This is a genomic window from Nonomuraea maritima (genome assembly GCF_900100395.1).
Classification (GTDB): Bacteria; Actinomycetota; Actinomycetes; order Streptosporangiales; family Streptosporangiaceae; genus Nonomuraea; species Nonomuraea maritima.
The window spans coordinates 13,612-37,696 of the sequence record NZ_FNFB01000020.1 but is presented as its reverse complement, the minus strand read 5'-3'; the positions used below and the strand labels follow the sequence as shown (position 1 = coordinate 37,696).

Genomic DNA, 24,085 nt, shown 5'->3' with positions numbered 1-24,085 from the left:
TGTCATGGCGTCGTGACGTCGCCCACCGGGTCCGGATCCTCGATCGTCCGGCGCGGGCCGGTGAACCAGTGCCGCGCCGACAGCGACCACCACAGCGCGATCCCGATCAGCACCACGCCGACGGCGATCGGCGCGTAGTTGACCGACGTCCAGGTGAAGTCGGGGTTGCCCGGCACACCGGCCGGCGAGAACGGCAGGACGAAGTAGACCGACACGATCGCGATCTCGACGCACGCGATCCAGCACAGCGCCTTGTACTTCTTGCCGAGCGTCCACGGGCCGGGCTGGAAGGCGTCACCCATGCGCAGCCGGAGCCAGATCGGGATGAGGAACGCCAGGTAGAGCCCGATGACCGCGATCGACACGACGGCGTAGAACGCGACCGGGGTGGTCAGCCCTGGAGGGGCGTAGAGCGCGGGCAGGGTGATCAGCGCGGCGGCGACACAGCCCGCGACGATCGCGTTGACCGGGGTGCGGTTGCGGTCGACCTTCGACCACAGCCGCCAGCCCGGCACCGCGCCGTCGCGGGAGAACGCGTACGTCATCCGCGACATCGACGTCACGCAGCTCATGCCGCAGAAGAACTGGCCGACCGTGGAGATCGCGAAGATCGCCGTGGCGAGCGGTGACGACAGCGCGGTCTCGAAGATCGTGCCGACGAAGCCGCCGTCCGCGTTGATCGCGTCGACGTCGGTGGCGGCGAACAGGAACGACAGCAGCACGATCCAGCCGCCGATGGCCGAGTAGAAGATCGACTGCCACAGGCCGCGGGCGGCGTGCGTCGCCGCGCCCTGGGTCTCCTCCGACACGTGCGCGCAGGCGTCGAAGCCGGTGATCGTGTACTGGGTGAGCAGGAAGCCGAGCGGCAGCACGTAGAACCAGAAGGGCAGTCCGTCGGTGCCGTCGCCGAAGCCCGAGTTGTTGATCGTGCCGCCGAAGACGAACCCGGGCGTCTGGTGACTCTCGGGGGCGAACACGAGGATGGCGACCACGATCGCGGCGCCCGCGACGTGCCACCACACGCTGACGTTCTGCAGCACCGAGATGAGCCGGTGGCTGTAGACGTTGATCAGCGCGTGCAGCGCCAGGACGATCACGAACAGCAGGAACGTCTGGGAGAGCGTGCCTTCCCAGGCCCCGCCGGTCAGCCTGGTGAGGGTGATGTTGAGGAAGGTCGCGCAGCCGTAGTCGACCGACGCGGTGACGGCGACGAGCCCGATCAGGTTGAGCCAGCCGGTGAACCAGCCGTGGATCGGCTTGCCGAGTTTGGCGGCCCACCAGTAGATGCCGCCCGCCGTCGGGTACGCCGACACCAGCTCCGACATGCAGAAGCCGATGATCAGGATGAACACGGAGATGAGGGGCCAGCCCCACGAGATGGCGATGGGGCCGCCGTTGTTCCATGCCTGGCCGAACGTGGTGAAGCAGCCGGCCAGGATCGAGATGATCGAGAAGGAGATGGCGAAGTTGGAGAAGCCGCTCCAGGTGCGGGCCAGTTCCTGCTGGTAGCCGAGCTCCGCGAGTCGTCTGGAATCCTCGTCTGCGGTCATTGAGGTCTCCCTGGGGGGCGTGGAGGACGCTCCTTTTGGTCTACGTCTAGACCAATTCCGCCCAGGGAACAAGGCGTAACAAGCGAGTTTCGTCCGGCGGGGCATGGACGCGCGTGCGCCGCCCATGCCCCGTCGTCGTCACGCGCCGAACGCGTCGATCGCCGCCTGGCAGAACGCCTTCAGGTCGTCCGGCTTGCGGCTGGTCACCAGCGTGTTGGACGCGTCGGTGTCCACCACGACCTCCTGGTCGACCCAGGTGGCGCCCGCGTTGCGCAGGTCGGTCTGCACGCTCGGCCAGGACGTCAGCGTGCGCCCGCGCACCACGTCGGCCTCGATCAGCGTCCACGACGCGTGGCAGATGGCCGCCACCGGCTTGCCCGAGTCGAAGAACGCGCGGACGAACTGCACGGCCTTCGGCTGCGTGCGCAGGTGGTCGGGGTTGGCGACGCCTCCGGGCAGCACGAGGCCGTCGAACGAGGCCGCCTCGGCGTCGTCGACCGTCTCGTCCACGGCGAACTTGTCGGCCTTGTCGAGGTGGTTGAACCCCTGGATCTGGCCGGGCCGGGTGGAGACGAGCTTCGGCGTGCCCCCCGCCTGCTTGACCGCCTTCCACGGTTCGGTCAGCTCGACCTGTTCGACGCCTTCAGGAGCCACCAGGAACGCGATGGTCTTGCCTTCCGTCATGAGATCCCCCTTTGACTAGCTCTTTTTCCTCTCCTTTCCGAGGTTGGGGGGATGTATGCGTCTTTACCCCCTCCGGGTATAGGCGGCGTGGGCGACGGCGGTCATGGCGGCGCCGACGGCGTACCAGAGGAGGTCCGGAGGGTTGAACGTGCTGCCCAGCAAGGGCTGCAGCCACCGCGGGATGCTCGCGAGCTGGGCGAACTCGATCATCCAGCTGAGCGCCGCCGCCGCGATCCCCGCCGTCCACGGGCGGATCCGTGGCCACAGCAGCACCAGGAGGGCGTAGATCAGCGCCGTGTAGAGCGCGTCGCCGGCGTACTTGGCGACCGGGCCGTCCCACAGCGCTCGTACGCCGAGTCCGCAGATCACGATCACTATGGCGACGAGCGCGGTGTGCAGTCGGGTCACGTGATCACGCTGCTGGCGTGGGTGATTGAAAATTTACACCGAAAACGGAAACGAGAGTGAAACAATTCTCCGCAGCTCGTTGACATGTGGACGCCGTATGGTGTGCCTTTCTCTACACAGGAATCCCCCGCCTGAAGGTGAGGCACATATGAGGAAATGGCTCGCACGCCTGGCTGCGCTGGGCGTCGCGCTCTTAATAGCCGGGCAGGGCACGACCGCGGCGCTCGCCCAGGACCCTGCGGCGGGGAAGAAGATCCTTCGCGTCGGCGCAACCCAGGCGATGGACTCGATGAACCCGTTCCTCGCGGTCCGGCTCGTCTCCACCCAGATCCACCGCATGATGTACGGCTTCCTCACGGTGCCCGACTCGAAGACGCTCCAGCCGAGCCCTGACCTCGCCGAGTCGTGGACGACCTCCGAGGACGGCCTGACCTGGACGTTCAAGATCCGCCAGGCCAAGTGGTCAGACGGCCAGCCGGTCACCGCCGAGGACGCCGCCTGGACGTTCAACAAGATCATGACGGACGAGGCCGCCAAGACGGCCAACGGCCCCGCCGTCGAGAACTTCGAGAGCGTCACCGCGAGCGGCCAGGAGCTGACCATCAAGCTCAAGGCCCCGCAGGCGTCCATGCTGGAGAACCCGATCCCGATCATGCCCAAGCATGCCTGGGAGTCGGTCACCGACATGGCCAACTACGACGCCGAGAAGTACCCGGCGCCGAGCAGCGGCCCCTTCATCGCGGTCGAGCACAAGAAGGACCAGTACGTCAAGCTGGTGGCCAACCCCGACTACTGGCGGGGCAAGCCCAAGATCGACGAGCTGCAGGTCATCTTCTACGCCAACCCGCAGGCCGCCATCGCCGGGCTCAAGACCGGTGAGATCGACCTGATCGGCCGGCTCAACCCGCCGGAGTACGAGGCTATCGTCAACGACCCGGCGATCACCGCGTGGAAGACCCAGGGCCGCCGCGGGGCGTACCTGCAGATCAACCACGGCGCCACCACCAACGACGACAAGCCCGTCGGTGACGGCCACCCCGCGCTGAAGGACGTCAAGGTCCGGCAGGCGCTGCACTACGCCATCGACAAGCAGAAGCTCGTCGCCGACGTGCAGAACGGCCTCGCCAAGCCGGCCGACGGCTCGATCGTGCCGCCCATGTACAAGGACTTCTTCTGGGAGGCCTCCGGCGACACCAAGGTCTCGTACGACCCGGCCAAGGCCAACCAGATCCTCGACGACGCCGGTTACAAGAAGGGTCCCGACGGCATCCGCACGATGCCCGACAGCGACCGCAAGCTGGAGTTCCGCTTCAGCATCCACACCGACACCCCGATCGAGGACAAGCTCGCCGAGTACCTGACCGGCTTCTTCAAGGAGATCGGCGTCTCGCTGACCACCAAGAAGCTCGACTCCAGCAAGTTCACCGAGGAGACCGGCGTCACCGGCCTGTTCGACATCGCGATCAGCGGCTGGTCGGTCAACCCCGACCCGGAAGAGGTCCTGGCCACCCACCTGTGCAGCCGGCGTCCGTCGCCGACCGGCGAGGGCGGCGGCACCGAGTCGTTCTTCTGTGACGACACCTTCGAGAAGCTCTACCAGGAGCAGCTGAAGGAGCTCGACCGGCCGAAGCGTGCCGAGATCATCAAGCAGATGCAGGAGCGCCTCTACACCGAGGCCCCGATCATCGCGATCTACTACACGGCCGACCTCGAGGCCTACCGCAAGGACCGGATCGTCAGCATCACGTCCATCCCGGAGACCGACGGCATCCTGTACGGCGGCAGCGGCTACTGGCCGTTCTACACCGCCGACGTCAAGCCGACGGGTGCGGCGGCCGGCGCCTCGACCGAGAGCGGCTCCAACACCACCCTGATCGTCGGCCTCGTCGTCGCCGTCGTCGTGGTGGGCGCGGGAGCGTTCTTCCTGACCAGGCGGCGGAAGAGCACCGCCGACGAGCGCGAATGACAGCTCTTCCCGACGCCGCGGAGCCCGCCGTCCAGGCGGCGGGCCCCGCTGAGGAAACCCCGTCCTCCCGAGGCATGCTGCGATACGCGCTGTCGAAGGCGGGCGGGGCGCTGTTCAGCATCGCCATGGTGGTCATCGGCACGTTCTTCGTGTTCCGGCTGCTGCCTGGCGATCCCGTGCGCAACCTGGCCCAGGGCCGCAACATGACCCCTGAGCAGCTCGACCTGGAGCGTCACCGGCTCGGTCTCGACCAGTCGCTGATCAACCAGTTCTTCGACTTCGTGGGCGACACCCTGCGGCTCGACCTCGGCACCTCCTACGAGTACAAGCGGCCGGTGCTCGACCTCATCGGCGAGCGGCTCGGGCCCACCCTGCTGCTCGCCGGAACCGGCCTGGTCATCGCGGTCAGCCTGGGCCTGTGGCAGGGCATCCACGCGGGCTGGCGGCACGGCAGCCGGTTCGACCGCTTCTCCACCGGCACGTCGCTGGTGCTGTGGTCGGTGCCGACGTTCTGGCTGGGCCTGCTGCTCATGATGGTGTTCGGGGTAGGCATCGGGCCGATCCCCGGCCTGCTCCCGTTCCGGGGCAGCGAGAGCATCGACGCGCCCGACGGGTTCGCGTACGTGCTCGACGTGGCCGCCCACATGGTGCTGCCCTGCCTGACACTCGTGGCCGTGGTCTACGCGCAGTACCTGCTGGTCATGCGCTCGTCCCTGCTGGAGGAGGTCAGCCAGGACTACATCACCGTCGCCCGCGCCAAGGGCCTGCGCGACGACGACGTACGCCGGCGCCACGCGGTGCCCAACGCCCTGCTGCCCACCGTGACGCTGGTGTTCATGCGCATCGGCTTCGTGGTCGGCGGCGCGGTCACCGTGGAGACCATCTTCACCTGGCCCGGGCTGGGCCAGCTGTTCTACGAGGCGGTCAGCGTGCCCGACTTCACGCTCATGCAGGGCACGTTCCTGCTGATCACCGTGTCGGTGATCGTCATGAACACCCTGGCCGACGTGGTGTACCACATGATCGACCCCCGGGTGAGGTCCGCATGACCGGCGTCGTCATGGCCCGCAGGCGGCTCGCGGTGAGCCGCTTCTGGGCCGACTTCCGCAAGCAACGGGCCGGGGTGGCGGGTCTCGTCGTCCTGCTCGTCGCCGTGGTGCTCGCGCTCGTCGCGCCGCTGTTCATCGGCGAGGGCGTGACCAGCGTCGTCAGCGGCACCGGGCCCAAGTGGGCCGCGCCCAGCCTCGACTACCCGTTCGGCACCGACGAGTCCGGCCGCTCCATCCTGCTGATGGTGTGGTGGGGCTCGCGCACGTCGCTGCTCATCGGCTTCCTCGCCGCGCTGCTCAGCATCGTGATCGGCATGGTCGTGGGCATCACCGCCGGGCACTTCAGGGGCTGGATCGGCGCGACGCTCATGCGCGTCACCGACTGGTTCCTCGTGCTGCCCTCGCTGGTGACCGCGATGGTGCTGGCCGCCATCCTGGGCGGCAGCACCTTCACGATCATCGCGGCCATCGGGGTCACCACGTGGCCCACGACGGCCCGCCTGATCAGAGCGCAGACGCTCGCCGTCGAGTCGAGGCCGTACATCGAGCGCTCGAAGGCGCTCGGCGCCGGACACTGGCACGTCACCACGCGGCACGTCCTGCCCAACGTGGCGCCGCTGCTGCTGGCCAGCGCCACGCTGGAGGTCGCCAGCGCCATCGTCACCGAGTCGACGCTGGCCTTCCTCGGCGTCAGCTCCAACAAGACCTCCTGGGGCACCATGCTGCGCGGCTCGTACGACTGGGGCGCCCCCACGCAGGGCGCCTGGTGGTACATCCTCATCCCCGGCCTGGCCATCCTGGCCGTCGTCATGGCGTTCATGCTGGCAGGACGCGCGCTCGAAGCCGTGCTCAACCCGCGGCTCAGGAGGGCCTCATGAGTCTGCTCGAACTCGACGACGTGTCGGTGACGTACCGGATCGCCTCGGGCGAGGTGCCCGCGGTGCGCGGGGTGTCGCTGAGCCTCGACGCGGGAGCGGCGCTCGGGGTCGCCGGCGAGTCGGGATCCGGCAAGTCGACACTGGCCATGGCGCTCCTGCGGCTGCTGCCGAAGGAGGCGCGTGTCGGCGGCCGGATCCTGCTCGACGGCGACGACGTGCTCACCATGAAGTGGGGCCGCATGCGGGCCGTACGGTGGGCGGAGGCCTCGATCGTGTTCCAGGGCGCCCAGCACGGGCTCAACCCGGTACGCAAGATCGGCGACCAGATCGCCGAGCCGCTGCTCACGCACAATCTCGCCAAGCCCGACGAGGCCCGCAGGCGGGTGACCGAGCTGCTGGAGCAGGTCGGCCTGCCCGCCTGGCGGGCGCGCAGCTACCCGCACGAGCTGTCGGGCGGGCAGCGGCAGCGCGTCATGATCGCGATGGCGCTGGCCTGCTCGCCGCGGCTGATCATCGCCGACGAGCCGACCACCGCGCTCGACGTCATGGTCCAGGCGCAGGTGCTGAGTCTGATCAAGGAGCTGGTGGCCGAACACGGCATCTCCCTGATCATGATTTCTCATGACCTGTCGGTGCTGGCCGACGTGTGCGACCAGCTCGCCGTCATGTACGCGGGCCGCCTCGTCGAGCACGGCCCGTCCCGCGAGGTCTTCCGCGAGGCCCGCCACCCCTACAGCAAGGCGCTCGCGGCCGCCTTCCCGACGGTCGGCGACCCGGGCTCGCGGATGGCGCCGAAGGGGCTCGGCGGCGACCCGCCCGACCCGATGCAGCTGCCCGGCGGCTGCTCGTTCCATCCCCGCTGCCCGGTTGCCGTGGACGGGTGCTCGACCCTCGACGTGCAGCTCTGGCCGGCAGGTCCGGGACGTACGGCGGCGTGCGTGCACGCCAGGGCCGAAGAGGAGGTCTCATGACCGAGACGCAGACCACCGACGAGACGGCCGAGGCGACCAGGCCGGCCCTGCTGGAGGCCCGCGACCTGCACGTCGAGTTCTCCTCGCGGGGCCGCCGCGCCCGCGCCGTCGACGGCGTCAACCTGTCCATCGGGCAGGGCGAGATCGTGGCCCTCGTGGGCGAGTCCGGCTGCGGCAAGACCACGCTCGCCCGCACCCTGCTCGGCCTCGAACGCCCGACCTCGGGCGAGGTCCGCTTCGGCGGCGCCGCGCTCGACTACGGGTCGAAGGCGCTGAAGGCCTACCGCAGGCAGGTGCAGCTGGTGCTGCAGGACCCGACCGGCTCGCTCAACCCCCGTCACACGGTGTACGAGGCCGTCGCCGAGGGCCCGCGCATCCACGGGCTGCCCGACGAGCGGGAGATCGTCGCCTCCGCCCTGTCCAGGGCGGGGCTGCGGCCGCCCGAGCGGTTCTTCCTGCGCTACCCGCACGAGCTGTCGGGCGGCCAGCGTCAGCGCGTGGTCATCGCGGGCGCGCTCGCGCTCGACCCGAAGGTGCTGATCGCCGACGAGCCGGTGGCCTCCCTGGACGCCTCCGTACGCGGTGAGATCCTCGCTCTGCTGCTCCGGCTGCGCGAGGAGCTCGGCCTGTCGGCGCTGGTCGTCACTCACGACCTCGGCCTCGCCTGGAACATCGCCGACCGGGTCGCGGTCATGTACCTCGGCCGGATCGTCGAGTCGGGGCCGGTCGAGCAGGTGCTGACGGCGCCGCGGCACCCGTACACGCAGGCGCTGCTGTCGGTGCTGCCCGAGTCGCCAGAACGGGTGGTGCTGAGCGGCGAGCCGCCGGACCCGACGCGCATCCCAGGCGGCTGCCGCTTCCACGCCCGCTGCCAGGTGCTCGCCTCCGGCAAGGCGGCCGAGGTGGGCGTGGACGCGAAGTGCCGCTCCGAGCTGCTGGACATCCTGCCCGCCGTCCCGGGCGCGCAGGCGGCCTGCCACTACGCGGAGGCCGTGTCCTGAGGCGGCGTCCTGGCCGAGGCCGCGTGCTGGGCAGGGCTGGTTCCTAGCCGAGGTCGGCGTCGTGCACCAGGATCGCGGCCTGCACGCGGTTGGCCAGGCCGAGCTTGGCCAGCACCCGGCTGACGTGGGCCTTGATCGTGGCCTCGGTCAGGCGCAGTTCGCGGCCGACCTCGGCGTTGGACAGGCCGCGGGCCAGCGCCCTGACCACGTCCTCCTCCCGGCCCGTGAGCGTCGCGAGCTGCCTGCGGGCGGCCTCGGCCCGGGAGGGGACGCGGTCGACGTACGAGGCGATCAGGCGCTTGGTGACCGACGGCGAGAGCATGGCCTGGCCGCTCGCGACCGTGCGGACGGCGGCGGCCAGCTCGCGCGGCGGGGTGTCCTTGAGCAGGAAACCGACCGCGCCCAGCCGTAGGGCCTGGTGGACGTACTCGTCGAGGTCGAACGTGGTCAGCATGATCACTTTTGGTGGCCGAGGCTCGGTCAGGACGCGTCCGGCAGCGGTGAGGCCGTCGGTGCCGGGCATGCGGACGTCCATGAGCACGACCTCGGGGCGCAGGCGCCGCACGGCGGAGACGGCCTCCGCGCCGTCACGGGCCTCGCCGACGACGACGATGTCACCCGCCGCCTCCAGGATCAGCCGCAACCCCGACCGCACCAGCTCCTCGTCGTCGACCACGAGCACCCTGATCACACGCGTCTCCCGCTCGCCGGTCATGCCGGGATCCTGGCGCTGACGAGGAAGCCGCCGCCGTCCTGCGCGCTGGTGCGGAGGGTGCCGCCGAGCAGTTCCACGCGTTCGCGCAGCCCCACCAGGCCCCAGCCCGCGCCGGGCACCCCGCCGCGCGGCGCGCGCGGCGGGGTGTCAGCGGCTCCGGACGGCGCCGGAGCGTCGTTGCGCACCTCCACCTCCAGCGCGTCCGTCCCGTAGTGGATGCGGACCCGCGTCCCGGCATCGCCCGCGTGCTTGTGCACGTTGGTGAGCGCCTCCTGGACAACCCGGTACGCCGTCCGCTCGACCGTCGGCTCCACCGGACGTGGCTCGCCCTCGTCGTGCCGGGTCACTGTGATGCCGAGGGCCCTCGACTGGTCGAGCAGCCGGTCGAGATCGCCCAGCGTGGGCGGGGGCCGCAGCGCGGCCTCCTGCCGGGCGTGCCCCTCGGGCGAACGCAGCACGCCGAGCACGTCACGCAGGTTGGCCAGCGCCTCCCTGCCGATCCCGCCGATCAGCGCGGCGGCCCGCACCGTCTCCTCGTCGGACGCCCGCACCTCCAGCGCGCCCGCGTGCAGCACGACGAGCGAGACCCGGTGCGCCACCACGTCGTGCATCTCGCGGGCGATCCTGGCCCGCTCCTGCGTCCTCGCCTGCTCGGCCCGCATGACCTGCTCGCGTTCGAGCCGCTCGGCACGTTCCTTGGCCGCCCGCAGCAGCTCGCCCGTCCACAGGCCGAGCGCCACCGGCAGCCCGATCACGCCCAGCATCATGAACAGCGCGTTGCCGAGGGAGGCCGTCAGCAGTTCCTGCAGACCGTCGCGCGCCTCGCCGACGATCGCGCCGATCCCGCACACCGCGACGCACGCGGCGAGGTAGGCGGCGATGCCACGGGGACGGGGGAGCGTGCGGCCGGCGTAGTAGGAGGCGAGCATCAGGGGCGGCCACACGACCAGCCCGGCGTAGGCGACGGCGCCGAGGACGGCCAGCGGCCACCACGACCGCCGCGCGTGCCAGGCGGCGAGCCCGGCGGCCGCGGCGATCGTGAGCTGCACCGGCATCGGCAGGTCGGACGGCACCCCCATCTGCCCGTCGAGGACGGCCAGCGTGAGCACGGACATGGCACCGCCGAGCAGGACGAACCGCATGGCCACAGCCTATGGGCGGGTCGACGACCGGGCTTACGACGAAAGTAGGGGATGCCGGCCGACGTTCGGAGGGGACGGCCGGGCGGTCCCGCCCGCCAGAGTGATCGCCATGCGTACCGTACTCGCCCTGGCCGTCCTGTCGCCGCTCGTCCTCACCGTCACGACCGTCACGCCGGCGCGGGCCGCCCGGCTCGCCCTGCCGGAGCCGACCGGCCGCGAGCCCGTCGGCCTGGCCACCCTGCACCTGGTGGACAGGAGCCGTCCCGACCCGTGGAACCCCGAGGCGGACCGGCGGGAGCTCATGGTCTCGCTCTGGTACCCGGCCGAGAAGGCCGCCGGCGAGCCCGCACCGTACGTGCCGCCGCAGGTGTCGGAGGCCGTCCTCGCGGACTACCCCGTCGCGGACAAGGACGCGCTCACCAAGGTCAAGACGCACGCCCGTCTCAACGCTCCCGCCGCGAAGGGCAGGCGGCCGCTGGTCGTCATGTCACCCGGGTTCAGCTTCCCGCGCGCCACCCTGACCTCGCTGGCCGAGGACTTCGCCAGCAGGGGATACCTGGTCGCGGCCGTGGAGCACACGTACGAGTCGGTCGCCACCACGTTCCCCGGCGGCCGCACCACCCCGTGCCTGGCCTGCGTGGACGGCCAGGACCCCGCCAAGGTCGTCGCGGGCCGGGTGAAGGACGTCCGGTTCGTGCTGGACGAGCTCTCCGAGGGCCGCTGGGGCCGCCTCGTCGACCGGTCGAAGATCGCGATGGTCGGCCACTCGATCGGCGGGTATGCCGCCGCCCAGGCCATGCTCGCCGACTCCCGGATCAAGGCCGGTGTCAACCTGGACGGCACGTTCCGGCTCACCGGCTCGATCAAGCGGCCCTTCATGCTGGTCGGCGCGCCCACGTCGCACACGCCGGACGGCACGGACGACTCCTGGAAGAAGGCCTGGCCCCGGCTGACCGGCTGGAAGCGCTGGATCACGGTGAAGGGCACCGACCACTCGTCGTTCGTCGACTACGCCGTGCTGCGGACGCAGCTGGGCCTCCCGGGGCAGCAGCTCGACGGTGAACGAGCGCTGGAGATCACCCGTGCCCACCTGGCGAGCTTCCTCGACCGGCACCTGCTCGGCAGGAGCACCCCGGTCGAGGACTGGCCCGAGGTCGCCGGCCACGCGCCCCTGAGCGACTGAGCCAAGGGGCGCGTGGCTCTCGATCTGACCGATCAGAAGGCGCTGATCGCGGCGGGGGCGCGTTCGGTGCGGCTCAGGGCGCGGACCACCGCTGTGGGCCCGTGGCGGTGCACGGACAGCTTGGCCAGCAGGTCGACCACCGGCTCGGTGACCGCCGCCGGGAACTCGGGCGTCGGCACGCCGACGCTGGACGCCAGGTCGTCGGCGTGCACGACCAGCTCCATCAGCCGGGTGAGCAGGAAGTCGTCCAGCAGCAGCGACCAACCAGCCCACGGCAAGAGCACGACGCGGTCGGCCGGCTCGCCGGGCAGCGCCGCGCGCTGCTGGTCGAGCAGCCCCTGCGCGCGCTCCAGCAACGCCGCGTGGCCGGCCGCCCCGGCCGCCTCACCGCCGCGCCGGACGCTCACGTTGCTCTCGTCGTCAACCCCGGCCTGCACCCAGGCGGACCGCGCGAAGTGCTCGACCACCGGGATCGGCTCGCCCGCCTCACCCGCGGCCAGCGCGTCACCGACCCTGACGAACTGGTGGACGATGTGCCCGGCCAGCCCCGCCACGCTGAAGTCGTGGAGCGCGCTGGGCTTGTCCCACGACGCGACCACGGCCGGGTCGCTCACGAGCGACATCGCCGTCTCCGCGGCCGTGAAATAAAGCTGCCGGTATTCCGTCATGGGAACCCTTTCCTGTTTGTGGCAATCCGACGGGAGCTTCCCGTGGTCTCAGGTGGTCAGCCGCCCGATCGCCGACCGGACGAACGCGCGTGCGAGCCGTCCGCGCCGGAAGCGGCTCAGCACCGGCGCGGGGGAGCCGTACCGGCGGGCCCGGATGTCGGCGACCACGGTAGCGGGGGCGCCCAGCTCGGTGAGGACGTCGAGGGCCTCGCGCTTGCTGATCAGCCGGCCGTCGCGCAGCGTGACCGCGGCCCTGGCGACCGTCAGCAGGCCGAGGTCGACCCAGACGTCCTGCAGCCAGCGCCGCCGCGCCTGTGCCTTGACCAGCCAGTAGTCGCGCAGGTCGGTCCGTACGAACCGGGTCAGCTCCGCGTCGGACACGGGCGGCAGCAGCCCCGCGGGCGGGGGCCCGTGCAGCACCAGGGCGCGGTCGTGCAGTTCGCGCCGCGCGACCGGGGTGAGGGGACGGCGGAAGATGCGCCCGTGCGCCCAGGTGACGTGCTCGGCCGCCGGGTCGTCCAGCTCCTGCCGGGCCAGGTACGCGCAGTGCAGCCGGTCGGCCGGGGGCAGCCCGAGGCCCCGGTGCAACGCCTTGACGCGCCGCCAGTGCTCCATCGTCATGGGCGCGTCGAGCACCGCGACGAGGTCGAGGTCGCTGCGCCCCGGCCGGTAGTCGCCGGTCGTCAGCGAGCCACGCGCCCAGAGGGCGACCAGGGGTACGGCCGGTGCGACGCGCTCCTGGAAAACCCCGAGCAGACGTTCGGCAGCTGCGTGCATGATGGCAACTATGATCGATACTCGCCTGGCCGGGAAAGTCGCGCTGGTCACCGGCGCCAACCACGGCATCGGCGCCGCCACGGCGAGGGCGCTGGCAGCCGAGGATGTCGCCGTCCTCCTGACGTACAAACGGCTCGAACCGCTCCGCGAGCCCGCCCATCCCGAGGCGTACGACCGCGTCAGGGCCGGCACCGCCGACGAGGTGGTGCGGCAGATCCGCGCGGCGGGAGGGGCGGCCGAGGCCGTCGAGGCCGACCTGACCGACCCGGCGGCGCCCGAGGCGCTGTTCGATCACGCCGAGAAGGCGTTCGGCCCGGTCGAGATCCTGGTCAACAACGCCAGCGGCTGGCTCAGCGACACCTTCGCCCCCGACGAGCACGACCGCTTCGGCCGTTCGCTGCGCATGCTCGGCGCCGAGACCCACGCCCGGCAGTTCGCCGTCGACGTGCGCGCGCCCGCGCTGCTGATCGCCGAGTTCGCCCGCCGTCACGTGACGCGCGGGGCCACGTGGGGCCGCGTCATCGGCCTGACCTCCGCCGGACGCGCGGGGTTCCCGTCCGAGGTCAGCTACGGCGCGGCGAAGGCCGCACAAGAGAGCTACACGCTGTCGGCCGCCCACGAGCTGGGCCGGTACGGCATCACGGCCAACATGGTCCATCCGCCGGTGACCGACACCGGCTGGGTCAACGACGAGGTCACCGCGTTCGCCGCGACGCTCCCGCTCGGCACGGTCGCCGATCCGGACGAGGTGGCCGAGGTGATCCTCTTTCTCGCCTCCCACCAGGGGCGGCGGGTGACGGGTCAGGTCGTCACGATGTACTGAACAGCGCGCTCACCGACTCGCCGTCGTGGATGCGGCGCATCGCCTCGGCCATGGCGGGGGCGATCGACAGCACCGTGAGCTTGTCGCTGGGCTTGGGCGGCGGCACGGTGTTCGTGCAGACGATCTCCCGTACCTCGCGCAGCGAGCCCAGCCGCTCGACCGCGCCGCCGGAGAACAGCCCGTGGGTGCAGGCCACCCGTACGGATCGCACGTCCTGCTCGCGGAGCCGGTCGAGCAGCTCGATCACCGTGCTGCCCTTGGCGATCTCGTCGTCCAGGATGATCACGTCCTTGCCGGACACCTCGCCGATCACCGAGCTGATCACCACGCGGTCGTCGCTGAAGCGCTGTTTGGCGCCCATGGCGACCTCGGTGCCGAGCATCCGGGCGAACTGGGCGGCGTCCTTGGCGTTGCCCAGGTCGGGGGAGACGACGACGGTGTTCGACAGGTCGTATCGGCGGAAGTGGGCGGCGAGCTCGCGCAGCGCGTGCAGGTGGTCCACGGGGACGCCGAAGAAGCCGTGCACCTGCGGCGAGTGCAGCGTCATCGTCAGCACCCGGTCCGCGCCGGCCGTCACCACGAGGTCTGCCACCAGCCGCGCCCCGATGGAGATGCGCGGCGCGCCCTTCTTGTCGGACCGCGCGTACGCGTAGTGAGGTATGACGGCCGTGATCCGCGCGGCGGACGCGCCGCGCGCGGCGTCGAGCATGAGCAGCAGCTCGACGAGGTGCTCCTGCGTCGGCGGCACGAGCGGCTGGATGACGAAGACGTCGCGTTCGCGGCAGTTGGCCTGCAGCTGGACCTCGAGCGCGTCGTTGGCGAACCGGTTGGTCTGGACAGGGTGGAGCGGCGTGCCGAGCTGCGCGCAGATCTCCTCCGCCAGCTCAGGATGGGCACTGCCGCTGAATACCGTGATGTCTCGCACGGTTTCCCCATGGTAGTCACCCGACTTTTCCGACAGTCGGTGCGGACACCCTTAATCCGGACTTTTTACCCAGGTCAGCGACTCGGGGGTGAGCGCGTCGAGCGCGGGAACGACGCGCCAGGCGAGAGCGAGCGCGTCCGGCGCGGGCGGGTAGCGCGGGTGCGGTACGGCGATCACGCGCATGCCGGCCGCGTGCGCCGAGCGCAGTCCGTTGCTGGAGTCCTCGACGGCCACGCAGCCGCGCGGATCCACCCCGAGGCGGCGGGCGGCCTCCAGGTAGCCGTCGGGCGCCGGCTTGCCGCGCGGCACCTCCTCGGTGGAGACGGTGGCCGCGAAGCACTCCGTCAGTCCGGCCGCGTCCAGCACCACGTCGATCAACTGCCTCGGGGACGAGCTCGCCAGCCCCAGCGTGCCCGCGTCCGACAGCCGCCGGACCGCGGCCACCGCCCCCGGCATGAGCGGCACCTCGTCCCGGTAGCGCGCCGCCATCTGCGCCACCACTCCGCGCGCGATCTCGTCCGGCTCCATCCTGACGCCGAGTTCGCGCAGGTAGGCGGCCCACTCGGAGGTGTTCATGCCCATGAGCCTCGACTGCGTGTCGGGCTGCCACGTGCCGCCGTGGTCGGCGACGAAGGCCCGCCTGACCTCTTCCCAGACCGGCTCGCTGTCGACGAGCACCCCGTCGAGGTCGAACACGCACGCGTCCATCGGTCCCCCCGCTGATCATGCGCCTTGCCAAGATTCATCCTATTAGGGGCACTTCATTGAGCTACTCGGCATGGATCCCGGGGCATGCGGCTTGGCATGGCAGACCTTCCATGGCACGACATGGGCGACTTCGAGGATGCCGACCGCGGGTTCGTCGCGAAGCTCAGCCCGGCAGTGATCAAGACCCTCGACGGCAGGGTCGTGTGGGACGGTGACGCGTACGACTTCCTGCGGGAGGGCTGCCCGGACACCGCCCAGCCGGGCCTGTGGCGCCAGGGGCAGCTCTGCGCCCGCCAGGGCCTGTACGAGGTCACGGACGGCGTCTACCAGGTGCGCGGGCTCGACGTGTCGAACATGACCCTGGTCGAGGGCGAACACGGTGTCGTCGTCATCGACCCGCTCCTGTCCACCGAGTGCGCCGCGGCCGCGCTGAAGCTCTACCGCGCCCACCGCGGGCCGCGTCCCGTCACCGGCGTCGTCTACACGCGCTCCCACGCCGACCACTTCGGCGGCGTGCGCGGCGTCACCGACGGAGGCGTGCCCGTCCTGGCGCCCCGGGGGTTCATGGAGCACGCCGTGGTGGACAACGTCTACGCGGGCCCCGCCCGTACCCGCCGGGGCGTCTACCTGTACGGCGCCGCCCTGCCGCACTCGCCGGAGGGACGGATCGGCGCGGGCCTCGGCATGGCGGTCTCCCGGGGCACCATGTCGCTGATCGAGCCCACCGCCGAGATCCAGCGCACCGGCGAGGAGGCGACGGTCGACGGCGTCACCATGGTCTTCCAGCTCACCCCCGACGCCGAGACGCCCGCGGACGCCAATGTGTTCCTCCCCGGCCACCGTGCCCTGTGCCTGTCCGGGAACGCCACCCGCGGCCGGCACGGCATGCTGCCGGCGTGCGGGGGCGCCGTCCGCGACGCCCGCGCCTCGGCGCGGTACCTGACCGAGGCCATCGCGCTGTTCGCCGACCGCGCCGACGTCGCGCTCGCCTCGCACCACTGGCCCACGTGGGGACGCGACCGCGTCGAGCGCTTCCTGTCGCAGCAGCGCGACCTGTACGCCTACCTGCACGACCAGACGCTGCGCCTGCTCAACAAGGGGTTCACCGGGGCGGAGATCGCCGAGGCCCTGCGGTTGCCGCCGGCGCTGGAGCACGTCTGGCAGGCGCACGGCTGCTCCGGCTCGCTCAGCCACAACGTCCTCGCGGTCTACCAGCGCTACCTCGGCTGGTTCGACGGCAACCCCGCGCACCTGTGGGAGCACCCGCCGAAGGAGAGCGCCGTCCGGTACGTCGCGTGTCTCGGGGGCGGGGCGGCCGTGGTCGAGCTGGCCCGGCGCTACGTCCGTGAGGGCGACCTGCGCTTCGCGGCCCAGCTGCTCAACCACGCGGTCTTCGCGGACGAGGGCAACAAGGAGGCCCGCGACCTGCTGGTCGAGGTCTACACGAGGCTCGGCCGCGGCTCGCGGAACGCCACCTGGCGCAACGTCTACCTGACCGGGGCGCTGGAGCTGTCGGACGGCATCGTGCCGGCCGACGTGGACCAGCCCCCCGCCGACTTCCTGGCGGCGCTGTCGGTGGAGCAGATCTTCGACTCCATCGCCATCCGCGTGGACGGGCCGCGCGCCTGGAACGAGCGCCTGTCGATCGACTGGCACCTGACGGACCTGGGGGAGCGCCGCCGGACGACCCTGGCCAACGGCGTCCTCATCCAGGAGGCGGAGCCCCGCGACGAGACTGCCGATCTCACGTTGCGGCTGACGAAGGCCCAGCTCGTCGGCCTGTTGTCCGGCAAGGGCGTCGAGGGCGTGGAACGTGAGGGCGACACCGGCGTCCTCCGGCGCCTGGTATCCGTCCTCGACCACCCGGTCCCGGACTTCGCCGTCGTCACCGCCTGACCGAGTCCGACGGCCCGTGGGGGAAGCGGGGAAGCCCGGCGGTCCGCGGGGAGGCGGGGAAGCGCGGCGGGCCGCGGGGAGGCGGGGTCGCCCGGCCATCCGGTGGCCGTCCTCGCTGTCTGGTCGAGCGCACCCACCACTCCACACGTCGCCGAGCCCGCAAGGCCGGTACGGGACTTTGTTCGGTCGGGCCGTGGGCCCGCGGGCGCCGGGTGGTGGCCTTGTTGTGTTAATCACGTTTGGCGAGCGTGTGACAGGTTCGGGCATTATTTTGCTTTCTTTGCGGCGTGACCTTGGTCTCGTGGGTGGGGGTTCAGCGGGTCACCGCCGTCTCACGGCCTCACTTCGGTCACGGTAGTCGCGTTCTGCGGCCTTTCTCGATCTTTAAGTGATCTGTGGTGTTTGCTGGCGATTGGTAGCGTTTCTTTCGATCGTCAATATGTCCACCACCGATCCTTTTCCAGCATTTGTGATGAAAAATCACTATTGCTGGTGACGGGGGATGCTCGTGAGCATGGCTGCAGGCACCGCACGGGGAGCCGGGTCCGACACGCGAAGCCGCGCGCTCGCCCTGTGCCTGACGGCCGCGTTCATGACCGGTCTCGACGTCAGCATCGTCAACGTGGCGCTGCCGTCGATCCGCAGCGGGCTCGCCGCCTCCGACGACGGCCTGCAGTGGACGCTGTCCGGCTACGCGCTCACGTTCGGCCTCCTCCTCGTCCCGGCCGGCCGGCTCGGGGACGCGAGGAGCCGGCGCACGATGTTCCTGTGGGGCGTGGTGCTCTTCACCCTGGCGAGCGCCGCCTGCGGCTTCGCCATGAACATGCACATGCTCATCGTGGCCCGCCTCATCCAGGGCCTGGCCGCCGGCATGCTGAACCCGCAGGTGTCGGGCCTGCTCCAGCAGATGTTCCAGGGGTACGAGCGCGGCCGGGCCTTCGGCGCGCTCGGCGCCACCATCGGGGTGTCCACGGCCGCCGGGCCACTGATCGGCGGCGCGCTGGTGACCGCCTTCGGGGCCGACCACGGGTGGCGCTGGGTGTTCCTGGTGAACCTGCCGATCGGGGCCGTGCTGCTGCCGGTGGCCTGGCGGGTACTGCCCCGGCCACAGGGCTCCCGAAGACACGAGAGCATCGACCCGGTCGGCGTGCTGCTGCTCGGCGTGGGCGTCGCGGCGCTGCTGCTCCCGTTCATCCAGCGCAACCAGTGGGCGGGCGGCGGCAAGTGGCTGCTCGTGCCGCTGGCGTTCGCGATCATCGGCGGGTTCGTGCTGTGGGAACGCCTCTACAAGCGCGAGCCGCTGATCGACCTGGAGCTGTTCCGCAGGCGGTCGTACCGGCTGGGGTCGACGATCGCGCTGTTCTACTTCGCCGGGTTCACCGGCATCTTCTTCGCCTTCACCCTCTACCTGCAGAACGGGCACGGCTACAGCCCGCTGCTGGCCGGGCTGGCCGTCACGCCGTTCGCGCTCGGCTCGGCCTCGGCCGCCGTGGTCGGCGGCCGGCTCGTGTGGCGGGCGGGCCGCCGGCTCACCGCCACCGGGCTCGCCATGGTGATCGTCGGGATCTCGGCCACCATGGGCGCCACCGTCCTGGTGCCGGGCCCGCACGTGGGCTGGGCGACCGCGCTCCCGCTGCTGGTGGCGGGCATGGGCAGCGGACTCGTCATCTCGCCCAACCAGGCGATCACGCTCTCCGAGGTGCCGCCCGAGGGCGGTGGGAGCGCGGCGGGCGTGCTGCAGACGGGCCAGCGGCTGGGCTCGGCCATCGGCATCGCCGCGGCGGGCTCGACGTTCTTCGGCTCGCTCGGGCAGGGCTGGGGGACCGCGCTCCGTCACGGGCTTCTCGTCGTGGTGGTCGCGGTCGCGATCGCCCTCCTCGCCGCCTGCTACGACCTCGTACGGACGCTCTACGAGGATCGGCGGGCCGGCGACTCACTCGTGGCCCAGTAGGCGCGCCTCCACCTTCGGGTCGAGCCCCAGCTGCGGCCGGTCGGGCCGCTGGGGCGCCGAGCCGCCCACACTCTGCAGCCAGGCCCAGGTGTCGGCGACCGTCTCCGCCACCGGACGGAACCGCAGCCCCGCCGCGACCGCCCGCGACACGTCGCCCCCGTGCAGGAAGCCGTGCTCGTCGCCGACCAGCCAGACCGGCAGGTCGATCCACGGCCGCACGCCCTCGGTCAGCAGCCGGTCGGCCGATGTCCAGCGCAGCTCGGCGTCGGACCCGGTCACCCGGACGCAGGTCTCGAGCAGCTCGGCCATCGTGGTGAACCCGGCGGGGCTGACCACGTTGAACGCCCCGCCCACGCCGTTCCAGGCCGCCTCCAGGCACCACACCGCGAGGTCGCGGGCGTCGACGTACTGCAGGCCGAGGTCGGCGGGCTCGGGCGCGACCACCGGGCCGCCGCGCGCGATGCGGGACAGCCACCACGGCAGCCGCCCGATGTTCTCGTGCGGCCCGAGGATGAGGCCCGCGCGGGCCAGCAGCGCGCGCTCCCCGAACGCCGCCACGGCCCCCAGCTCGCTGCCCATCTTGTTGCGCGCGTAGTCGCCGTCGCCGTCGTCGGCCGAGGCGTCCACCACCGGGGCGCTCTCGTCTGCGCCGAACGGGACCAAGGGGTGGACCGACCGGCTCGACACGTAGACGTAGTGGCCGGCCCGGTCGGCCAGCAGCGCGGCGGAGTCGCGGACCGCCGACGGCGCCCACGACCAGGTGTCGACCACGATGTCCCACTCGCCGCGCTCCAGCTCGGCGAGCCCGCCCGGGGCCGTCCGGTCGCCCTTCAACGCCGTCACCCCAGGAAGGGGCGCGTGACGGCCGCGGTTGAAGGTCGTCACCTCGCACCCCATCGCGAGGGCCTCTTCGACCACCGCCCGCCCGACGAACTCCGTACCGCCCAGGACCAGAAGCTTCATGTACCAACCCTGGCGGTGGGAGCCCGCGGAGGGAAGACGCCCTCGCCCACAGCGGAATCGCCAGGAGCGTAAGCGCGCGCCTGTCGTTTGCCGGTCAAACAGCCGTATATACACTGAACGTGACCAGACACCTTCATCGCCATCTGTAAACGTGCAGATCACTAGACATCAGACTGTGTTTCGCGGAACGGGTAGATGTCACGAGCGGTGATGTTCGGGGGTGAATCAGTGGCGCGACTCGTTCCGAGAACGCTGCGCGGACGCCTGACCACGATCGCGATGCTCGTCGTCGCGGTCGTCCTCGTCGTCGGAGGCGCTTTCGTCCTGTCCACCGTCCCGGACAACCTCTACGGCGTCGTCCACAGCCGGGTCGAGCTGGCCGTGCGCAGGACGGCGGCCGAGGCCAAGACCGGTCAGCTGCCCTCCGAGCTGCGGCCGCAGGCCCGCATCCACTTCCTCCGCGTCACGACACCCGACGGGAGGCTCGTCGCGTCCACCCCCGCCAGCATCACCGACGCACAGGACGCGGGCATGACGACGTTCCGGCCCGACGACAAGGGGACCATCGCGACCGTCCAGCGGACCCTGCGCATCGGCGCGGAGCCCGAGGTCCGCTACCTGGTCAAGGGCATGACCGTGCACACCTCCTCGGGCCCGCTGATCGTGTACGCGTCCTCGTCCCTGTCCGACGTCGACCGGGCGCTCGCCTGGCTCGACGCGTTCGTGTTCGTCGGAGCCCCGCTCGCCCTCGCGATCGTCGGCGGCATCACCTGGACCGTCGTCGGGTCGGCCCTGCGCCCGGTCGAGCGCATCAGCGCCGAGCTCGCCGAGATCACCGGCCGCGACCTCAGCCGGCGCGTCCCCGTACCGCAGACCAGCGACGAGATCAGCACCCTCGCCCGCGTCACGAACCACACCCTCGACCGGCTGGAACGTTCCGCCGAGACCCAGCGCCGATTCGTCGCCGACGCCTCCCACGAGCTGCGCAGCCCGGTCGCGGCGCTGCGCACCCAGCTGGAGGTGGCCGGCGCCTACCCCGACGAGACCGACTGGAAGCTCACGGGCATGCGGGCCCTGGCCGTCGCCGACCATCTCACCGCCGTCATCGACGAGCTGCTGCTGCTGGCCCGGCTGGACGCGGGCGCCGACGCGCACCGGGAGAGGGTGGACCTCCGCCGCGCGGTCGAGGAGCAGGCGCGCGCCCGCGAAGGCGCCCGCGTCCCGCTGTTCCTGCGTCTGTGCCCGACGGCCGAGGTCTTCGGCTCGCCCCTGCAGCTCGACCGGCTGCTGACCAATCTGCTCGACAACGCCGTCCGGCACGCGGCCACCCGTGTCGACGTGGCCATGTCCACCGCCGACGGACTGGTGACGATGACCGTCACCGACGACGGCGACGGCATCGCTCCCGAGGACCGGGAGCGGGTGTTCGAACGGTTCACCAGGCTGGAGAGCGCCCGTACCAAGGACTCCGGCGGGAGCGGCCTCGGCCTGGCCCTGTCCAGGGAGATCGTCGCGGCGCACGGCGGCAGCATCGTGGTGGCCGACCACTGGCCCGGCGCCCGCTTCGTCGTCGTTCTCCCACTCCGCCGGGACGACTGAGCCCTACACTCCGGCCATGGATCTTCGCGAGCTTTCCGATGAGGTCGAGTCCATCTCCAGCCGGTACGCGGCCCGGCTCGGCGTCGAGCGGGACGACACGTGGTTCCTGCTCAAGCTGCAGGAGGAGATGGGCGAGCTCACCCAGGCGTTCCTCATGCGTACGGGACGGGCCCGCCGGAAGGGTCGTACGGACGAGGAGCTCGACGCGGACTTCCGCGCGGAGCTGGCCGACGTGCTGTGTCACGTGGTGCTCATGGCCCGCCACCACGGCGTGGACCTCGCCGCCGAGGTCGAGCGGAAGTGGCTGGTCCGGAAAACCGGCTGAGGGCCCGCCCCCTGCGGGAACGGGCCCTGCCTGCTACGCCCCCCGACGGGAGCGGGCTCCGCACGCGTCAGCCGGCGACGGTGATGCGGTTGGTGGTGGGTGGGGTGATGGGGTTGTTCTGGCCGAGGTGGTCGACGAAGGCGTCGATGTCCAGCGGGCCGCTCCACAGGTCGGTGCCCTCGGTGAAGGCGAGGAACGCGTCGCCGCCGCCCACGAGGAAGTTGTTGGCCGCGACCCGGATCGACTGGCCGTCGGTCACCGGCACGCCGTCGATCTTCATGTCGGAGATCTTCGACCCCCAGGCCGCGCTGCGGTCGTAGGTGTAGGTGAAGTTCGCCGAAGGCTGCAGGATCTTCTCGAACGCCTGGTTGTTCGGCCCGCCGGTGAACTGCTGCTCCAACACCGTCTTCAGCTGCGCCCCGGTCAACGTGACTACCTGCATGAGGTTGTTGAACGGCTGCACCGTGAACGCCTCGCCGTACGTGACCGTCCCGTCGCCCTCACCCGCGGGCGAGCCCGCGAACGACAGCGAGGCGCGCACGCCGCCGGGGTTCATCAGCGCGATCTGGGCGTCGCCGCCCGTCCTCGTGGCGGCCAGCTGCGCGTCGGCGATGAGGTTGCCGAGAGGAGACTCGCCGGACGGCGCCGGGCTGTTGGTGATGTCGCCGGTGATGGTGCCGACCGCCCGGTTCGCGACGGGCGCGACGCGGTCCTTCCACGTCTGCACGAGCGCGGAGATCTCGGCGTCGGGCTCGACCGTACGCGTCACCACGTGGTTGTCGGCGACGACGGAGGAGCGGACGATGTCCCGCTTCTTGACGTCCACCTTCAGGTCGACCTGCGTGATGACCCGTCCGAACGAGCCGCCCTGCGAGTACAGCCGGTCGTGACCCGCCGGGTCCTTGACCGTGCACAGGTACGCCTGGTGGGAGTGGCCGCTGAGGATGAGGTCGACCTGCGGGTCGACCTGCGTGGCGATGCGGCTGCCCGCCCCCGCGACGGTGGAGCAGGCGTCCGGCGACTGGCCCGCGTTCACCTGGTCGCCCTCGTGCATGAGGACGACCTGCGCCTTCACGCCGAGGATCGAGAGCAGCTTCGACGCGACGTTCGCCGACTTGACCTCGTCCGCGAACTGGAGGTCCTTGATGCCCTCGCTCGTGACGATGTTCGGCGTGGTCTGGGTGACGAGGCCGATGAAACCGATCGGGACGCCGTTGATGTACTTCACGCTGACCGGCGGCAACGCCGGCACGCCGAACGACCCGATCAGCTTCTTGATCTGGCCGTTGTGCCCCTTGCCGAGCGCGTCCAGCGCGTCCGTCCGCGTCTTCGGGTTCTTGAACAGGACGTTCGCCGCCACGTAGTCGAAGGGCGCGCCCTTCCACCTGCCGGCCGGCGAGCAGCCGTCGACCGGGTGGCAGCCGCCCTTCATCATGCGGCGCAGCTCGGCGTAGCCCTCGTCGAACTCGTGGTTGCCCACCGAGGCCACCTTGAGCCCCAGCTTGCCGAGGAACTCGATGGACGGCTCGTCGTGGTAGGCCGCCGAGATCAGCGGCGAGGCCCCGATGAGGTCGCCCTGGGCCACCGCGATGGTGTTCCGGTCGGTCAGGGCCTTCATGTGGGTGGCGATGTACGCGGCGCCGCCCGCGTCCACGGTGTTGCCGTTCTCGTCCACCATGCGGCCCGAGGAGCCGGTCGGAGGTTCGAGGTTGCCGTGGAAGTCGTTCAGTGCCAGTAACCGGACGGGGACCGTCGAGGGCTTCTTGCTCGCGTCCGCCGGGATGACGGTCAGCATGACCGCTCCCGAGGCGACGGCTCCGGCGAGTGCCAGCCGGAGGAAGGAACGGGACGTCATGGCACAAGACGTTACGGCTTGATCGCAGGCAACCGATGTCGCAGAGGT

The 24,085-nt window shown here is 71.0% G+C and carries 22 protein-coding genes; 11 read left to right on the top strand and 11 right to left on the bottom strand.

Annotated elements, in window-relative coordinates; all coding sequences use genetic code 11:
* Positions 1-2: 2 nt before the first annotated feature.
* The 3 genes from BLR04_RS26670 to BLR04_RS26660 all read right to left on the bottom strand — a co-directional run bounded on the left by BLR04_RS26670 (position 3) and on the right by BLR04_RS26660 (position 2,642).
* Positions 3-1,550: an amino acid permease gene (locus BLR04_RS26670; RefSeq protein WP_090770283.1), complete on the bottom strand. Its 1,548-nt coding sequence runs from the start codon at positions 1,548-1,550 to the stop codon at positions 3-5.
* Between the two features lie 138 nt (positions 1,551-1,688).
* Positions 1,689-2,234: a type 1 glutamine amidotransferase domain-containing protein gene (locus BLR04_RS26665; RefSeq protein ID WP_090770281.1), complete on the bottom strand. Its 546-nt coding sequence runs from the start codon at positions 2,232-2,234 to the stop codon at positions 1,689-1,691.
* 63 nt (positions 2,235-2,297) lie between these two features.
* On the bottom strand, positions 2,298-2,642 hold the full coding sequence (locus BLR04_RS26660) for a ribosomal maturation YjgA family protein (RefSeq protein ID WP_218129177.1): 345 nt from the start codon (positions 2,640-2,642) through the stop codon (positions 2,298-2,300).
* 148 nt (positions 2,643-2,790) lie between these two features.
* Between BLR04_RS26660 and BLR04_RS26655 the strand changes: the two genes are divergently transcribed.
* From BLR04_RS26655 to BLR04_RS26635, 5 genes are read left to right on the top strand one after another with little or no spacing between them, the layout of a single operon-like run.
* Positions 2,791-4,608 carry an ABC transporter substrate-binding protein gene (locus BLR04_RS26655; protein ID WP_090770276.1) on the top strand — a complete coding sequence of 606 codons (1,818 nt, stop codon included), beginning with the start codon at positions 2,791-2,793 and terminating at the stop codon, positions 4,606-4,608.
* Positions 4,605-5,657 carry an ABC transporter permease gene (locus BLR04_RS26650; RefSeq protein ID WP_090770274.1) on the top strand — a complete coding sequence of 351 codons (1,053 nt, stop codon included), beginning with the start codon at positions 4,605-4,607 and terminating at the stop codon, positions 5,655-5,657. Before BLR04_RS26655 ends, BLR04_RS26650 begins: the two co-directional genes overlap by 4 nt.
* Positions 5,654-6,535 (top strand): ABC transporter permease, encoded by an 882-nt coding sequence (locus BLR04_RS26645; RefSeq protein WP_218129176.1) that lies wholly within the window; start codon positions 5,654-5,656, stop codon positions 6,533-6,535. The genes BLR04_RS26650 and BLR04_RS26645 overlap by 4 nt, the downstream gene beginning before the upstream one ends.
* Positions 6,532-7,506, top strand: a complete 975-nt coding sequence (locus BLR04_RS26640; RefSeq protein ID WP_090770272.1) for an ABC transporter ATP-binding protein — start codon at positions 6,532-6,534, stop codon at positions 7,504-7,506. Before BLR04_RS26645 ends, BLR04_RS26640 begins: the two co-directional genes overlap by 4 nt.
* Positions 7,503-8,507, top strand: coding sequence for an ABC transporter ATP-binding protein (locus BLR04_RS26635; protein WP_090770270.1), 1,005 nt, complete (start codon positions 7,503-7,505; stop codon positions 8,505-8,507). The genes BLR04_RS26640 and BLR04_RS26635 overlap by 4 nt, the downstream gene beginning before the upstream one ends.
* 43 nt (positions 8,508-8,550) lie before the next feature.
* Here BLR04_RS26635 and BLR04_RS26630 read toward each other — a convergent pair whose 3' ends face one another.
* Together BLR04_RS26630 and BLR04_RS26625 are read right to left on the bottom strand one after the other, a co-directional pair.
* A complete protein-coding gene (locus tag BLR04_RS26630) occupies positions 8,551-9,198 on the bottom strand; it encodes a response regulator (protein ID WP_090770463.1) in 648 nt (215 codons plus the stop codon).
* Positions 9,199-9,218: 20 nt separating this feature from the next.
* A complete protein-coding gene (locus BLR04_RS26625; protein ID WP_090770461.1) occupies positions 9,219-10,364 on the bottom strand; it encodes a sensor histidine kinase in 1,146 nt (381 codons plus the stop codon).
* Between the two features lie 109 nt (positions 10,365-10,473).
* On the opposite strand from BLR04_RS26625, the gene BLR04_RS26620 reads away from it, so the two are divergent.
* The gene (locus BLR04_RS26620; RefSeq protein WP_176903298.1) at positions 10,474-11,547 is read left to right on the top strand and encodes an alpha/beta hydrolase family protein; all 1,074 of its coding nucleotides are present in this window, start codon (positions 10,474-10,476) and stop codon (positions 11,545-11,547) included.
* Between the two features lie 32 nt (positions 11,548-11,579).
* Here BLR04_RS26620 and BLR04_RS26615 read toward each other — a convergent pair whose 3' ends face one another.
* Positions 11,580-12,215, bottom strand: a complete 636-nt coding sequence (locus BLR04_RS26615) for a maleylpyruvate isomerase N-terminal domain-containing protein (RefSeq protein WP_090770266.1) — start codon at positions 12,213-12,215, stop codon at positions 11,580-11,582.
* A 48-nt stretch (positions 12,216-12,263) separates the two neighbouring features.
* A complete protein-coding gene (locus BLR04_RS26610; protein WP_090770264.1) occupies positions 12,264-12,992 on the bottom strand; it encodes a nucleotidyltransferase domain-containing protein in 729 nt (242 codons plus the stop codon).
* Between the two features lie 10 nt (positions 12,993-13,002).
* Here BLR04_RS26610 and BLR04_RS26605 point away from each other — a divergent pair, with 10 nt between their 5' ends.
* The gene (locus tag BLR04_RS26605) at positions 13,003-13,815 is read left to right on the top strand and encodes an SDR family NAD(P)-dependent oxidoreductase (protein WP_090770262.1); all 813 of its coding nucleotides are present in this window, start codon (positions 13,003-13,005) and stop codon (positions 13,813-13,815) included.
* Here BLR04_RS26605 and BLR04_RS26600 read toward each other — a convergent pair.
* Complete coding sequence (locus BLR04_RS26600) at positions 13,802-14,740, bottom strand: ribose-phosphate diphosphokinase (protein WP_090770260.1); 939 nt, start codon at positions 14,738-14,740, stop codon at positions 13,802-13,804. The two genes, BLR04_RS26605 and BLR04_RS26600, sit on opposite strands and share 14 nt — an antisense overlap.
* Before the next feature lie 51 nt (positions 14,741-14,791).
* A complete protein-coding gene (locus BLR04_RS26595; RefSeq protein ID WP_090770258.1) occupies positions 14,792-15,448 on the bottom strand; it encodes an HAD family hydrolase in 657 nt (218 codons plus the stop codon).
* Positions 15,449-15,544: 96 nt separating this feature from the next.
* On the opposite strand from BLR04_RS26595, the gene BLR04_RS26590 reads away from it, so the two are divergent.
* Positions 15,545-17,344 carry an alkyl/aryl-sulfatase gene (locus tag BLR04_RS26590; protein ID WP_090770255.1) on the top strand — a complete coding sequence of 600 codons (1,800 nt, stop codon included), beginning with the start codon at positions 15,545-15,547 and terminating at the stop codon, positions 17,342-17,344.
* Positions 17,345-17,858: 514 nt separating this feature from the next.
* Positions 17,859-19,295 carry an MFS transporter gene (locus tag BLR04_RS26585; protein WP_218129174.1) on the top strand — a complete coding sequence of 479 codons (1,437 nt, stop codon included), beginning with the start codon at positions 17,859-17,861 and terminating at the stop codon, positions 19,293-19,295.
* Here BLR04_RS26585 and BLR04_RS26580 read toward each other — a convergent pair.
* Positions 19,278-20,258 (bottom strand): NAD-dependent epimerase/dehydratase family protein, encoded by a 981-nt coding sequence (locus tag BLR04_RS26580; RefSeq protein ID WP_090770251.1) that lies wholly within the window; start codon positions 20,256-20,258, stop codon positions 19,278-19,280. The genes BLR04_RS26585 and BLR04_RS26580 overlap by 18 nt on opposite strands.
* Positions 20,259-20,486: 228 nt before the next feature.
* Between BLR04_RS26580 and BLR04_RS26575 the strand changes: the two genes are divergently transcribed.
* Complete coding sequence (locus BLR04_RS26575; RefSeq protein ID WP_176903297.1) at positions 20,487-21,857, top strand: sensor histidine kinase; 1,371 nt, start codon at positions 20,487-20,489, stop codon at positions 21,855-21,857.
* Positions 21,858-21,873: 16 nt separating this feature from the next.
* Complete coding sequence (locus BLR04_RS26570) at positions 21,874-22,182, top strand: nucleoside triphosphate pyrophosphohydrolase family protein (protein WP_090770247.1); 309 nt, start codon at positions 21,874-21,876, stop codon at positions 22,180-22,182.
* Between the two features lie 67 nt (positions 22,183-22,249).
* Here the strand turns inward: BLR04_RS26570 and BLR04_RS26565 are convergent, their stop codons facing one another.
* Complete coding sequence (locus BLR04_RS26565; protein WP_090770245.1) at positions 22,250-24,037, bottom strand: bifunctional metallophosphatase/5'-nucleotidase; 1,788 nt, start codon at positions 24,035-24,037, stop codon at positions 22,250-22,252.
* Positions 24,038-24,085 lie beyond the last annotated feature (48 nt).